The 12,530-nt window shown below is 60.1% G+C and carries 14 protein-coding genes; 6 read left to right on the forward strand and 8 right to left on the reverse strand.

The genetic code is table 11. The features are described 5' to 3' along the window. Positions 1-197 precede the first annotated feature (197 nt). On the reverse strand, positions 198-443 hold the full coding sequence (locus ACF8R3_RS06705) for a hypothetical protein (RefSeq protein WP_058637277.1): 246 nt from the start codon (positions 441-443) through the stop codon (positions 198-200). A gap of 186 nt (positions 444-629) precedes the next feature. Between ACF8R3_RS06705 and ACF8R3_RS06710 the strand changes: the two genes are divergently transcribed. Further along, positions 630-1,739 carry a Gfo/Idh/MocA family protein gene (locus ACF8R3_RS06710; protein WP_197844656.1) on the forward strand — a complete coding sequence of 370 codons (1,110 nt, stop codon included), beginning with the start codon at positions 630-632 and terminating at the stop codon, positions 1,737-1,739. A gap of 38 nt (positions 1,740-1,777) precedes the next feature. On the opposite strand, the gene ACF8R3_RS06715 is transcribed toward ACF8R3_RS06710, so the two are convergent. Both ACF8R3_RS06715 and ACF8R3_RS06720 read right to left on the reverse strand, forming a co-directional pair. Next, entirely contained in the window at positions 1,778-2,248 is a 471-nt protein-coding gene (locus tag ACF8R3_RS06715) for a hemerythrin domain-containing protein (RefSeq protein ID WP_058605217.1), read from the reverse strand. A 100-nt stretch (positions 2,249-2,348) separates the two neighbouring features. Next, positions 2,349-4,103, reverse strand: a complete 1,755-nt coding sequence (locus tag ACF8R3_RS06720; protein ID WP_392515329.1) for a glycoside hydrolase family 15 protein — start codon at positions 4,101-4,103, stop codon at positions 2,349-2,351. A 225-nt stretch (positions 4,104-4,328) separates the two neighbouring features. On the opposite strand from ACF8R3_RS06720, the gene ACF8R3_RS06725 reads away from it, so the two are divergent. After that, a complete protein-coding gene (locus tag ACF8R3_RS06725; RefSeq protein ID WP_023535998.1) occupies positions 4,329-4,622 on the forward strand; it encodes a DUF6555 family protein in 294 nt (97 codons plus the stop codon). 69 nt (positions 4,623-4,691) lie between these two features. Here the strand turns inward: ACF8R3_RS06725 and ACF8R3_RS06730 are convergent, their stop codons facing one another. Next, complete coding sequence (locus ACF8R3_RS06730) at positions 4,692-5,183, reverse strand: hypothetical protein (RefSeq protein ID WP_197844655.1); 492 nt, start codon at positions 5,181-5,183, stop codon at positions 4,692-4,694. Positions 5,184-5,208: 25 nt separating this feature from the next. Next, positions 5,209-5,712, reverse strand: coding sequence for a CinA family protein (locus tag ACF8R3_RS06735; RefSeq protein ID WP_392474990.1), 504 nt, complete (start codon positions 5,710-5,712; stop codon positions 5,209-5,211). A gap of 165 nt (positions 5,713-5,877) precedes the next feature. On the opposite strand from ACF8R3_RS06735, the gene ACF8R3_RS06740 reads away from it, so the two are divergent. The 4 genes from ACF8R3_RS06740 to ACF8R3_RS06755 all read left to right on the forward strand — a co-directional run bounded on the left by ACF8R3_RS06740 (position 5,878) and on the right by ACF8R3_RS06755 (position 9,061). Beyond that, positions 5,878-6,111 (forward strand): PLDc N-terminal domain-containing protein, encoded by a 234-nt coding sequence (locus ACF8R3_RS06740; RefSeq protein ID WP_028687006.1) that lies wholly within the window; start codon positions 5,878-5,880, stop codon positions 6,109-6,111. 9 nt (positions 6,112-6,120) lie between these two features. Next, positions 6,121-6,285: a hypothetical protein gene (locus ACF8R3_RS06745; protein WP_167340246.1), complete on the forward strand. Its 165-nt coding sequence runs from the start codon at positions 6,121-6,123 to the stop codon at positions 6,283-6,285. A gap of 110 nt (positions 6,286-6,395) precedes the next feature. Beyond that, entirely contained in the window at positions 6,396-6,920 is a 525-nt protein-coding gene (locus tag ACF8R3_RS06750) for a hypothetical protein (RefSeq protein WP_023536033.1), read from the forward strand. 107 nt (positions 6,921-7,027) lie between these two features. Beyond that, entirely contained in the window at positions 7,028-9,061 is a 2,034-nt protein-coding gene (locus ACF8R3_RS06755) for a PAS domain-containing sensor histidine kinase (RefSeq protein ID WP_197844653.1), read from the forward strand. A 54-nt stretch (positions 9,062-9,115) separates the two neighbouring features. Here the strand turns inward: ACF8R3_RS06755 and ACF8R3_RS06760 are convergent, their stop codons facing one another. From ACF8R3_RS06760 to ACF8R3_RS06770, 3 genes are all read right to left on the reverse strand, one after another. Next, positions 9,116-10,321 (reverse strand): zinc-dependent alcohol dehydrogenase, encoded by a 1,206-nt coding sequence (locus ACF8R3_RS06760; RefSeq protein WP_058637270.1) that lies wholly within the window; start codon positions 10,319-10,321, stop codon positions 9,116-9,118. Between the two features lie 102 nt (positions 10,322-10,423). Then, positions 10,424-11,596, reverse strand: coding sequence for an ATP-binding protein (locus ACF8R3_RS06765; protein ID WP_392515297.1), 1,173 nt, complete (start codon positions 11,594-11,596; stop codon positions 10,424-10,426). Further along, on the reverse strand, positions 11,593-12,402 hold the full coding sequence (locus ACF8R3_RS06770) for an alpha/beta fold hydrolase (protein WP_392515299.1): 810 nt from the start codon (positions 12,400-12,402) through the stop codon (positions 11,593-11,595). The genes ACF8R3_RS06765 and ACF8R3_RS06770 overlap by 4 nt, the downstream gene beginning before the upstream one ends. Positions 12,403-12,530: the final 128 nt, after the last annotated feature.

A 12,530-nucleotide genomic window follows, 5' to 3' on the forward strand; every position in this document is an offset into this window, starting at 1 on the left:
GCTGCATGCGCTGTGCTTTCCTGAAATTCAAGCCAGCGACTTGTTGCTGCGATGGGCCGCAAAGCGGCCCCAAGATTTGAGCGCCGCCCTGATATTGCAGCTTCGCACCTTGAGTTCTCGGGGCAGGTCTGGCGCTCTGGCAAGACCGCTCACCCTTGGCAATGCGTTGCCTTGAGCAGACCCTGAGCAGCCCCACGTCAACCCGGCTCCATCATCGTATTCTTCTTCCATCCCCGCAGATTCATGACGCACAGCGTGAACTGCAGAATGATCAGCGCCCAAGCCTCGGCTTGCCAACCCCAGGCTGCCCATAACAGGTTGCTTGCAATGAAGCAGCAGAAGCCGACCTTGCGCCGGGCGGGTCGCTGCGAGCCTATGCACCATGCTGCCACTACCGTCAACACCATGGCCGGCCATTCCAGCCAATCGATCCAAGCCTCCATCGAACGGTCCTCGGTCCTGGTTTGTTCGTGGGACCGGCCAGTCGAAGCCGGGTTCAGATCGATCCTCTTTCCCAGACACGCCTTGCGATGAAAGCGCGTACGCCAACGTTTTTTTGAACCTCACCCGGCCTCGGCTTGCCCACTTCAGAGGTATTGCTTTGAATCATGTTCTAGAGGAGGGGTGTCATGCCCAGCACAGCACGCAAGGTCCGTTATGGTGTAGTGGCCGGCGGTTCGATTTCCCAGGGTGCGTTCATGCCCGGTATCGGGCAAACCAACAACTCGGAAATTACCGTCCTGGTCACCGGAGATGAGGAAAAAGCCCGGCAGTTGGGCGAGCGGTATGCCCTGCGCACCTACCATTACGACCAGTATGCTCAGATGCTCGCTGCGCGGGAGGTGGACGCACTGTACATTGCAACGCCCAATTTCCGTCATCGTGAGTTCGTATTGCCGGCCCTCGAAGCCGGTATCCATGTGTTGCTCGAAAAGCCCATGGGCATCAGCGAAGCCGATTGCAAAGCCATGATCGAGGTTTCGAAACGCACGGGTGCCAAGCTGATGGTTGCCTACCGCCTGCACTGCGAGCCGGGCACGCTGGACATGATCGAGCGCGTGCATAAGGGCGATTTCGGCGATCCCAGGTTGTTCACATCCATCTTCACGCAGCGTGTCAAACCTAATAACCACCGTGCCCAGAATGGTTTCGAGGCCGGGCCGGTACCGGACATGGGCCCCTATCCCCTGAACATGGTGCGCCAGTTGTTCAACGCCGAACCCATCGAAGTCTCGGCCATGGGTGTTCGATCGCCTGGCAGCACCATGGATACCTGGGATACGGTCACCGTGAGCCTGCGCTTCGAAGACGAGCGGCTGGCGCAGTTCACCGTCAGCTATACCTTGCCGTCTACCGAGCGGTTCCAGCTATTGGGCACCAAGGGCGAGATCGAGGCTTCGCCGTGCTTCGGTTATGGGGAAGGGGTTGCGATCAGCTACAGGGCCACCATCGATGGCGAGACGCGTGTGCACGTCAACCCTGTGGTGGACCAATTTGCTGGGGAAACGGCCTATTTCTCCGATTGTATCCTCAACAACGTTGCGCCCGAACCCGATGGGGAAGAGGGGTGGCGTGATGTACGGGTAGTCGAGGCAATCAAGCGAGCGCTTGAAACCGGTACACCGCAACGACTCGAACCACTGCCCGCTCGGCCGTTCGCGCGTCGATCCGAGCAGCGCAGGGCTTTTGCCCTGGCCCCAGTACCGCCGATGGTTGATGCCGAGTCGCCGGCAGAATAACGGGCGAGCTGCGCGCCCCTGAGGGCGCGCAGGCTTGATTACGCGGCGCGCTGTTCCGACTTGCCCTTGAGCAATTTCTTCTGCGCCATCATCGCCTGGCCCATCTCCTCGAGTTGCTGCTTACCCAGCAGCTTGCGTGCCGTGGGGAACAGCTCGCTTTCTTCTTCCTCGATGTGGTGCTCCAACAACTCTTTCATCACCTTGACCCGCCCTGCGAACTCGACCGTGCCGGTGTCTGTGCCTTCAAGGTCAGGCAGCACCAGTGAATCGACGGTACGGTGCTCTTCCTTGGCCTCGTAGTACATCTTTTCTTCTTCCTTACCACCAGCTTCTTTGATGGCTGGGTAAAGGATTTCCTCTTCCAGGGCGGTATGAATGGTGACTTCCTGCTTGATGCGTTCCAGCAGGTCGGCACGCTTTTTCACTGCGCGCTCTGTTGTCGAAGACAGCTCTTCAAGCAGTTTCTTGACCAACTGATGGTCCTGGGTCAGCAATTCGATGGCGTTCATGGATCACCTCTGCAGGTTGTTGTAATCACGGTTGCCATGGGTTGAGTCAAGCGCCAGGCCATCAGTTCCGCTGCACAGATGACCTGCCTGGCGTGTCCCCTTATCGACACGGTGCGCGACCACCCAGTGCCAACGCTGCGCGTAGCGCCGCCAGGTGCGTGAGGCCTTGCGGCAGGTTGCCCAGGTACTCGGCGGTATCAGGATCGATCATCTCTGAATAGATGCCTGCGCCATGGTCAAGGCCTTGTAGGGCAGCTTCATAGGCGTGCTGCGCCCGTTGGTGCTGACCGAGCAGCACCCAGGCTTCCACCAGCCAGAACGTGCACGCCAGGAAGCAGCCTTCTTCCTCGACCGCACCGCTGTAGCGATAGTGGAAAGGTCCGGCCGACAGGCTGTGCTGCACAGCGTCCAGGGTGCTCTGCAGCCGCTCGGGCGCCGGATAGCCGAAGCGCACCGCCAGGGCGATGCCTGCGTCCAGCCTGTCGCTGCCTGGGTAGAACACATACGCCTGGCGGGCCTCATGCCAGCAGTGGTTTTCGATCCACTCGAAAACACGGTCACGCTCGCGCGCCCAGCGCTGCCGGCAGGTAGTGGGCAGATGCCCGCCGTCGGCCAGTTCGATGGCCCGGCTCAGGGCCTGCCAGCAGCTGATCTTCGACAAGGTGTAGTGCCGCGTTTCTGGCAGCTCCCAGATACCGGCATCCGGCTGGCGCCACTGGTCGGCGCATTGATCTGCCAGGCGTGACAGCAGCATCACACTGCTGCCGTCCAGAATGTTGCCGGTGTCGATGAAGCAACGGGCAGTTTCGAATATGTCGCCGAATACGCCGTGCTGTAACTGGTCGCGGGCATCGTTACCCACTACGGGCGGCGATTGCTTGTAGCCCGGCAGGTCGATGGCGCGTGTGCATTCGCCCATGGCCCCGTCCAGGGTGTAGAAGACCTGCGCGCCATGCTCGGCCAGCCTGCGCAGCAACCAGGTAAATGCCGCCTTGGCTTCAGGCTGAGCGCCAATGCCGAGGAAGGCTTCGATGGTATACCCGGCATCGCGCACCCATGCGAAGCGGTAGTCATAGTTCTTGGTGCCGCCGATGCGCTCTGGCAGGGAGGTGGTGGCAGCCGCCATGATCGAACCGCTGGGCGATGACAGCAGCAGCTTGAGCGCCAGCGCGTTGCGTACCACCACTGACTGGTAGGGCCCTTCATAGATGAGGCTTTGCGACCACTGCCGCCATTCGCGATCAGAGCCGTCGATTCGGTCATCGATCAAGCTGAGTGGCGGCACCACCAAGGGCTCGTCGTGTCCCGCGATCAAGGCCACTACAGTACGTTGCCCGGGCGAGGTGTCGAGCGTGGCGCGCACGCCCATATCGTCCTTGCGCCGCACGCTGAGCTGTTGGTCATGCAGGAACATCCCGAGAATATGGCCCGCGTGAAAAACGCAGCCGTTGTCGTTGGGCGTCAGGTACGGGCTCACCGTGTCGGCCTGGGTGCCGAAATCGATGGCGATTTCGAATGCGATCGACCCTTCGATGCCCTCGATACGACGGGCCAGTTCCGCCCAAGGTAGGCGCCCGGCAGGCCCACTGTTCAGCGATTCGGTCAACCGCGCCCGGCCGGTTGCAGTGATGTACTCGGTCTCCACCACGTTGCTGCCGGGGCGATAGCGACGCTTTGCCTGATAGGGCTGGGTCGGGGTGATGGCGAAGAAACCGCCGGTCCTGGGCGAGAGCAGTCGATCGAACAGAGGGGGCGAATCCATGTGCGGCACGCACCACCAGTCGATGGAGCCGTCCAGGCCTACCAGCGCTACCGAGCGCCCATCGCCAAGGGCTGCATACTGCTCCAGCACCAGCCATCCACCGGCGTCCCGCTGGGGCTCGGCACATTGCCGCGGGCTTTCAGATACGTCTTCCACATTGCAGCTCCTGCACCATTGGTACTGATGTGACTGAAGCGAAGCGAGAACAGTTCGTCATCACGTGGGCAACGGCAAGAGGATGACTGTCGGGATAAAATAAATGGAATCTTTTGTTACGCCTTTGGCTCCATTAGGCTGAGTTTGATGGAGGAGAGTCCAATGGCAGGACAACAACTGTATGTGATCGAGTACGAGCTACACGGAGAATTCAGGACTTTCATCATTCGACTGGAACGCATGGACAACGCCGAGGCCTGGCACTGGGCTAGCTGCGATGCAGGTGTCGGGATCATTCCGCGGTTCGGTCAGCACAAGATCAAGAAAGTCAGCCGTCCCATGGCCGAGCGCTATGGGTTGACCAACGTGCGGTGGCGAGTCTCGGGTAAAGGTCCGGAGTTCGTCGCGCCCCCGGTGGACATGAAGAAATTTGCGGTTGCCACTGACAAGTCCTGAATTCGACCAGCTGCACGCCGGTGGCATATGCCCCGGCGTGTCCAAGCGTCTGTACCGAACCGTACAGGGCTACGGGTACAAGAATGTCGACAGTCGCACGGCGCTGTTGGCGCCGGCTCTCACGTGGCCTGTAACCTGGCCTGGTGCGTCATTGCGCACGGTCAGGTGAACAGTGGCCATTCCTGCTTCGTCGGTCGCCACTTCAATGAGCATCGCCTTGCCTTGAGATTGAGTGCGCAGCGGCTGCGGTTGCACGGTTTCGATGCTGGCTTCCTGAAGCATGCTTCCGCCTAGTTGTACCCAAACCGGCTTGCTCGGCGTTCCCTTCACGCTGATCGATAGCTCGACAGGGCTTGCGCTGCGACCTAGTCGCTTGTAGTGCACCTGTACCTTGCCATCAGCACTGGTCGCCCTGGCATCGATCAACCAAGGGCTGGCAGGCACCATGGCGATCGCCAAGCCCAGTGGTAGTAAAAGTGCAAGCCATTTGAAGCGTCCGGCGCGCCCAAAGCGGTGATGGGCAAAGGCGCCTTCGGGTGCTGGGTAATGCTTGGAAGTCATCGGGTGCTCGTTCATCAAGGTGTGATCAGGCCCGTTCGCCGCGTAGCCAACGTTGGTGATAATGCGCCAGTTGCGACAGTCCATAGGCCGCCCCCTGGCGCATCACCTCGTCACGCTCGCCAAAAAAGCGTTGGGTGGCGGTGAAAACGGCAAGCGGCTCTCCGGAGAACGCCCAGGCAAAGCACAGCGTACCGGGCGGGATTTTGCCTTGCGCGGCAGGTCCTGCGACCCCTGTGGTGGCAATGGCAACGGTCGCGTCGCTGTCTTTCAATGCGCCTAATGCCATTTCCCATGCAACCGCTTCGCTGGTCAGGCCATAACGCTCGATAGTCACCGGGCTAACGCCCAGCAAGCGTTGTTTGGCAGCGGGGGAATAGACAACGTAGCCGCTTTCGAGCACCTCGGCGGTGCCTGGCAGGGCGGCCAGGGCCGCTACCATGGCGCCGGCGGTGCAGGATTCGGCAGTGGTCAAAACAAGGTCATGTTTTTTCAAGTACTCGAAGACGGACTCAATCGCGTCGATGGCCATACCTGTAACTCGCGCAGCATTTTGCAGTGGACGCGAGCGCTACGCTGTTGGTTCACTGCAAGTGCGTCCGCCCGTCCATCGTGCAGCAATCGAGCTGAACTTAGCGGGACTTCCAGGCTTCCTTTTTAAAGAAGGTTGGGAAACCGATCAAAAGGGAGAGCGGTTATGAACGAGCCTGTGACGTACTTCTGGATCGCCGTGGCGGTCCTGATCCTACTGGTGGACCTGTGGGCCATCGTCAGTGTGTTTCGTAGCGACAAGACCGATGCCACAAAGGCGGCCTGGGCCCTGTTGCTCCTGGCTCTGCCTGTGGCGGGTCTGGCGATCTGGGGTATCTGGGGACCGCGTGGCATCAAACGCGGTACTGGACCCTCTTCCCCTGAACATAGCAAAGGCTGAGGTGTCTTCATGAGCACATCGAATGAGCAGGACGCCAAGCGCGTGGAGCAAGCGCGCACCACGGGCGAAAAAGAGCGAGACAACGACGCTCAGCGCCCAGACGGGTCTACGGGCACCGAGCAGGACACTACGGCGCAAAAGACCGCAAGGGATGTGCCTGCGCACAAGCCGTAAACCAATGTTCAGCCAGCTTTGCTACATCGCGCGATGTCTACGGCAGCCAATGCTGTTGACCCGTGCATGGGCACTCACCCTGGCCATGGATAGTTTCTAGGAGCCGTACTGTGCCACGTATTATCACCCCAGCCACCCCAGAGCACGAAATCCAGGAGCATAATGCTCGCATGTTCGGCTCGCCCAAGGAGCGGTTGGACTTCTACCGACAGGAAATCCAGTACGAGACGAGTATCCTTGCTAACCGTACGGATGCTTACCTGGCCGCCCAGTCCTTTTTAGTCATTGCGTATGCCTCAGCCATGGGCAATACCAATCAGAGCTGGGGCGAAATGTTCACGCTGGTGGTGCCGCCCTTTTTGGCGCTGCTTGGTGTACTCAGTTCACTGAACGCCTGGCCAGGTATTCACGCTGCCTACAAGATCATCGAGCATTGGCAACTCAAGCAAAGTCATCTGCTGCGAAGCGAACCCATGATGGGGCTGGCTTACGACGAATCGCCATTATTTAGCGAAACCGAGACTTCCCAGGCCGGCCATCGCAAGTCTTTGCTGTTCTCGCTGCGTACACCCTGGATTTTCCTCGTATGCTGGGTATTGCTCGGGTCATACGCCATATTTATTCAACTGGCGTGAAAACCAGACCTTCCAACTCTTGTGCGTGAGGCTCATCATAGGCGTCTTTTGCGCTTAATAGCGTGCCTGTAGCCGATGCTTGTTTTCAGGAAGTTCGAGGTCGATCGATGAATCAACGTACCGCTGGTGTCGCTGCCAGTGGCCAGGATGATGCCGCGCTAACCGCAGAGCGGTTGCAGCTTGCGCTGGATGCGGGTGCGATCATCGGCACATGGGTGTGGGATATACCCAATGACAGGGTGACGGCCGATGAGCGATTCTCGCATTCGTTTGGCTTGCCGCTGGCCAGATGCCTGACGGGGATGCCTCTGGCGGAAGCATTTGCCTCCATCTATCCCGATGACCGTGAACGCGTCGCGCAAGCCATCCAGGCGGCCATGGCCCTGGGCGGCCCGTTTAGGTGTGAATACCGGGTCCGCCAGGACGATGGCTGCTATCGCTGGGTTGAAGCCAACGGTCGGGTCGAACTCGACGAGCAGGGCGTTGCGGTGCGCTTTCCGGGCGTGCTGATGAACATCGAGTCGCGTCGCAAGGCCCAGGCCGAACGCGACCGTATGTCCGCGTTGCTGCGTACCTTCACTGCCGCGGTCCCCGGCGTGGTTTATGCCAAGGACCTGAACGGGCGCATGCTGGTGGCCAACCATGGCGCCACGCAGCTGATCGGCAAGCCGCCGGAGTTCTACCTGGGCAAGACCGACCTTGAGTTCCTTGAGGATAAGGATCAGGCCAGGCAGGTGATGGAAACCGATCAGCGTGTGATGGCCGGCGGGACGGCCGTCCAGGTCGAAGAGCGGGTGGACATGCCAGACGGCTCGGCCACGTATTGGCTATCGGTCAAGGCGCCCCTGCTCAGCGACGAGGGGGAGGTGATCGGCCTGGTTGGATCTTCCATCGACGTCACCGCCCGCCGGCAGGTAGAGGAGCAACTCCTCGAGCTCAACCGAACGCTCGAGGCGCGTATTGCCCAGGCAGTAGCCGAGCGAGAGGAGGCCGAAGCGGCTTTGCATCAGGCCCAGAAAATGGAAGCCGTCGGGCAACTGACTGGGGGCATTGCCCATGACTTCAACAATTTGTTGGCGGGCATTTCCGGCAGTCTGGACCTGATCAGGTCTCGCCTGGCCCAGGGCCGTCTTGAGGACGTGGAACGCTACATGACCGTGGCTTACGGTGCTACACGCAAGGCCGCCGCGCTGACCCATCGACTTCTGGCGTTCGCCAGGCGCCAAACCCTGGTGCCTGTGCAGACCGATGTGCATGCGCTGATCGATGGCATGGCTGAGCTCGTGCGCCGCACGGTAGGCCCCTGCGTGAAGCTTGAGGTTCAGTTGTCCGCTTCATTGCACACTTGTCTGGTCGATCCAGCACAGCTTGAGAACGCATTGCTGAACCTTTGCATCAATGCGCGCGATGCCATGGACGGGAATGGCCGGATTTGCATTCAGACCGCAGACCAACGCATCGACGGTGATGCGGACCCGGAGATTGCTTCGGGCGATTACCTGAGCATATGCGTCACGGATGAGGGTATTGGTATGGACGCCGCGACCCTCTCCAGGGCGTTCGAGCCATTCTTCACCACCAAGCCACTGGGTGCAGGGACGGGCTTGGGCCTCTCGATGGTGTACGGTTTCGCCCGCCAGACCGGCGGGCATGTGCATATCGATTCGGCACCAGGGCAAGGAACTCGGGTGTTTATGCAACTACCCAGTCACGGTGGGCCTGCCCGAGTGGTCAGCGACAGCGTGGCCCCTGTGGTGAGTCATCGGGCGCGGCCGGGTGAAACTGTATTGCTGGTGGACGATGAAGCGTCAGTTCGCCTGTATGTCAATGAAACGCTCAGTGGTATGGGCTACGTCGTCATCGAAGCAGCCGACAGCCTGGCAGGCTTGCAATTGCTGCGCTCGGACACTCGAATCGACCTGTTGATCACCGATGTCGGGCTGCCTGGCGGGCTGGACGGCAGGAAGATGGTGGACGTTGCCAGGGGAACACGGCCGCGGCTACCGGTGTTGTTCATCACGGGATACGCACCGCCCGCGCCTGGGCAGCAGAGCTGGCCTGCCCACGGCGGCATGGTGCTGAGCAAGCCGTTTGATCAACAGACGCTGGTCAAGGCCCTGATCACCCTGATGCACCCTTGAGGTCTGGCCTGGCCCACTGGCAGTGGGCCAGGCCCTGACAAGGCTCGGTGCCGCTTAGATCGCTACTTCAGGCGCCAATGTACCCGCTGCCGCACCGGGAACCAGAATCACCTTGCGGCAATCATCCTTTTTCTGATCGAACATCTTGTAGCCCATCGCCGCTTCCTCGAGCGCCAACCGATGCGTCACGATCAATTCAGGTTGCAGCCGACCGGCCTCGATGTGCTCGAGCAGTTCTGGCAAGAACTTCTGCACATGGGTCTGGCCCATCTTGAAGGTCAGGCCCTTGTCGAATGCGTCGCCGAAGAGAAAACCATGAATGAACCCGGCATACACACCAGGGACGCTGACCACGCCGCCGCGCCGCACGGCAGCAATGCATTGACGCAACGCCTTGCCACTGCTGCCTTCGATCTTGAGGGCTGTCATGACGGTTTCGGTGGTGCTGCCCTTGGCCTCGAAGCCCACTGCATCAATGACGGCATCAACGCCGCGCATGCCTGGGGTCAGCCGAATGATGCTGTCGGCAGGGTCATCGTCCTGCTCGAAATTGATTGGCACTACCCCATAGGCGTCACGGGCAAACGTCAGGCGGTAGTCGTTGTCATCGACCAGGAAAATTTTTTGAGCGCCCAGCATGCGGGCGCAGGCCGCACTCAACAGGCCCACGGGGCCCGCACCGTAGATGGCTACCGTCGAGCCCTGGCCCACTTGCGCGTTGGTCACCGCCTGCCAGGCGGTGGGCAGAATATCCGACAAGAACAGCACCTTGTCGTCGGACAGCGAGGTCGGCACCTTGAAGGGGCCTACATTGGCCTTGGGTACCCGTACATAGTCCGCCTGGCCACCCGGGATGCCACCATACAAATGGCTGTAGCCGAACAACGCTGCACCGGGTGGAATGACTTTCTTGTTGATGATGGCGCCGCGGCCGGTATTGGTCGTCTCGCAGGCGGCAAACAAGTCGTGCTGGCAGAAGAAGCAGCCGCCGCAGGCGATCACGAACGGAATCACCACGCGGTCGCCAACTTGCACATTGGTCACCGCGCGGCCGACGTCCTCGACGACCCCCATGAACTCGTGGCCAAAAATGTCGCCGTGTTCGGTTTGTGGGATCTTGCCGTGATACAGATGCAGGTCAGACCCGCAGATAGCGGTAGCCGTGACTCTCAGAATGATGTCGTCAGCCTCTTGCAGGATGGGGTCCGGCACCGTGTCGACCCTTACATCCTGTGCACCGTGGTACGTCAATGCTCTCATGGTTCAACTCCTGCGAAGGCGGGTGTGCTATGCAGGTGAAACCACAAGGTAAGCAAAAGTTCAGGTCGAAAGCTTGACCGGTGTATGCCGGACCGTCCTTGTTCAGGCTGCCAGTAACGGCAGGCGTATCGTGAAGGTGGTACCAAGTGCGGCGTCCGAATCGACGGTGATATCGCCACCATGGGCCAGGGTGATCTCGCTCACGATAAATAACCCCAACCCGACAGAGCGTACCGAGTCGGCATGGTCCGTGCCCCGGGTCATGGGCGCAAACAGGGACGTAAGCAAGGTGTCGGGAATGCAAGGGCCATGGTTGTGTACGCTGACCACGGCGCCATGCTCATGAAGGTCAGTGGTAATGGTGACCGGGTGAGCGAGGTCACCATAGGCCACGCTGTTGGCCACCAGATTGCCAATCATCTGCTGCACGCGATCCGGGTCCAGTGCAAGTTGCCCTTTGCCTTTGCAAAGGTGACGAATGCGCGCCTGGGCGAAGGCGACTCTCAATTCGTTTACGCTCTGATCGACCGTTGAACACAGGTCTATCGGTTGGCGGCGGATGGTAATGCCTTGGCCAATTCTGACCGAGGCAAAGTCGAGCAGGTCAGCGATCATGCGCCTGGCGCGTTCCGAGGAATGGCTGATACTGCCCAGCAGGCGTCTTTCCTTGTCCCTGTGCTCGCCGCGTTCGAGCAACTGCGTAGCCATCTTGATCGCGGTTAGCGGGTTTTTCAGGTCATGGCTGGCGATGGCGACCATCTGCTCGGCAAAAGCTGCACGTCGTTGGGCGCTCTGGTAGGCGTCGGCCAGTTCAGCCTTGGCCTGGTGCAATGCAGCTTCGGCCTCAGTGGTCTGCGCCAGCAATTGCTCGGCTCGGCGCCGGGCGGTAAGTAATTCACGCTCGTAGCGATCACGCTCGATGGTGCCGAACAACGCCAGTTCGTGGAACACGCCGTGGGCATATTGACGGCGCACGCCATTGAGCAACATGGTGATGACGTGACCGGCGCGGTGCCGGACCTCGAGCTTCACCTCGGCCACCGAACCCTGCATTCTCATCAGTGGCGCCCAATGGGTCTGATGGAAGATGCGTCCGCCCATGGTCAACAGCTCCTGAAACCTGCACTGCGCCAGGTCCTCGGGCGCGTAGCCCAACCATTTGCAGAAGGTCTGGTTGACCTTCACGATCATTCCGGTCTCAGTGGTGACTACCAGACCGCAGGGTGCCCCTTCGAACAACACGTCGACAGGCGGTGTCTCGCCTGCCCCCGTCATGGCCCCGGTGCCCAGGGTTGCAGGAAGGCATCCATGGCTTGGGAACAGGCTGTAGGGGCGCTCATGTGCGGGCAGTGGCCGATGTTGTCGATCAGGCACAGCGTGCTGTTGGGTAGCACTGCATTGAGGTACTGGCCTACGGAAACCGGGGCGATAAGATCGTCGATGGATTGGAGAATCAGTACAGGTGTGGGCAAACCTTGCACATCCAGCCGGTTGTCAGACAGGAACGTGACACGCGCGAACTGCCGCGCGATGTCTGGATCGGTGCGGCAGAAGCTGTTGGTCAGCTCCTCGCTCAGCATGGGCTGGCCGGGCGCCCCCATGATCACCGGCGCCATGGTGCTCGACCAGCCCAGGTAATTGCTGTCCAGGGTTTCAAGCAGTTCGTGGATATCCTGATGCTTGAAACCGCCAATGTAATCACCATCGTCGATATAGCACGGGGAAGGACCCACCATCACATGGGCCGCAATGCGATCCGGTTGCTGCCTGTCCGCCAGTGCGCCGATCATGGCGCTGACCGAGTGGCCGACCAGAATCACGGTGCCTTGGCCATATTCGGTGACTATCTCGTTCAGATCCGTCGCATAACCTGCCAGGGAGTCATAGCGAACGCGATCATAGGCAGTCAGGTCCGACTGCCCGGCGCCGACCAGATCGTAGGTCACGGTGCGAAAGCGCGCTTGAAAATGCGGTAAAAGGTACTTCCACATCGATTGATCGCAGCCAAAACCGTGGGAGAAGATCAACGTGACAGGGCCTGCGCCCGCAATGCGCACGTTGTTACGCTTAGATAAGGTCATGGCTTTCCAAGAGGCTGTGCAGCATCCGTGGCAGGGTGGGTAGGGCATGCTTGGCCATCGTCGGCAGTTGACGCTACCGCTTAACAGCAAGTGTAGGCCCAAGATGACGAGTCGACATTGGCTAGCGA

The organism is Pseudomonas sp. FYR_7 (assembly GCF_043106155.1).
Lineage (GTDB): Bacteria > Pseudomonadota > Gammaproteobacteria > Pseudomonadales > Pseudomonadaceae > Aquipseudomonas > Aquipseudomonas parafulva_B.

Coding starts and splice junctions, on each gene's coding strand:
- ACF8R3_RS06705 (WP_058637277.1), bottom strand. CDS start 443: ATGGAGGCTTGGATCGATTGGCTGGAATGGCCGGCCATGGTGTTGACG.
- ACF8R3_RS06735 (WP_392474990.1), bottom strand. CDS start 5,712: ATGGCCATCGACGCGATTGAGTCCGTCTTCGAGTACTTGAAAAAACAT.
- ACF8R3_RS06730 (WP_197844655.1), bottom strand. CDS start 5,183: ATGACTTCCAAGCATTACCCAGCACCCGAAGGCGCCTTTGCCCATCAC.
- ACF8R3_RS06745 (WP_167340246.1), top strand. CDS start 6,121: ATGAGCACATCGAATGAGCAGGACGCCAAGCGCGTGGAGCAAGCGCGC.
- ACF8R3_RS06755 (WP_197844653.1), top strand. CDS start 7,028: ATGAATCAACGTACCGCTGGTGTCGCTGCCAGTGGCCAGGATGATGCC.
- ACF8R3_RS06715 (WP_058605217.1), bottom strand. CDS start 2,248: ATGAACGCCATCGAATTGCTGACCCAGGACCATCAGTTGGTCAAGAAA.
- ACF8R3_RS06765 (WP_392515297.1), bottom strand. CDS start 11,596: ATGACGGGGGCAGGCGAGACACCGCCTGTCGACGTGTTGTTCGAAGGG.
- ACF8R3_RS06770 (WP_392515299.1), bottom strand. CDS start 12,402: ATGACCTTATCTAAGCGTAACAACGTGCGCATTGCGGGCGCAGGCCCT.
- ACF8R3_RS06725 (WP_023535998.1), top strand. CDS start 4,329: ATGGCAGGACAACAACTGTATGTGATCGAGTACGAGCTACACGGAGAA.
- ACF8R3_RS06710 (WP_197844656.1), top strand. CDS start 630: ATGCCCAGCACAGCACGCAAGGTCCGTTATGGTGTAGTGGCCGGCGGT.
- ACF8R3_RS06760 (WP_058637270.1), bottom strand. CDS start 10,321: ATGAGAGCATTGACGTACCACGGTGCACAGGATGTAAGGGTCGACACG.
- ACF8R3_RS06740 (WP_028687006.1), top strand. CDS start 5,878: ATGAACGAGCCTGTGACGTACTTCTGGATCGCCGTGGCGGTCCTGATC.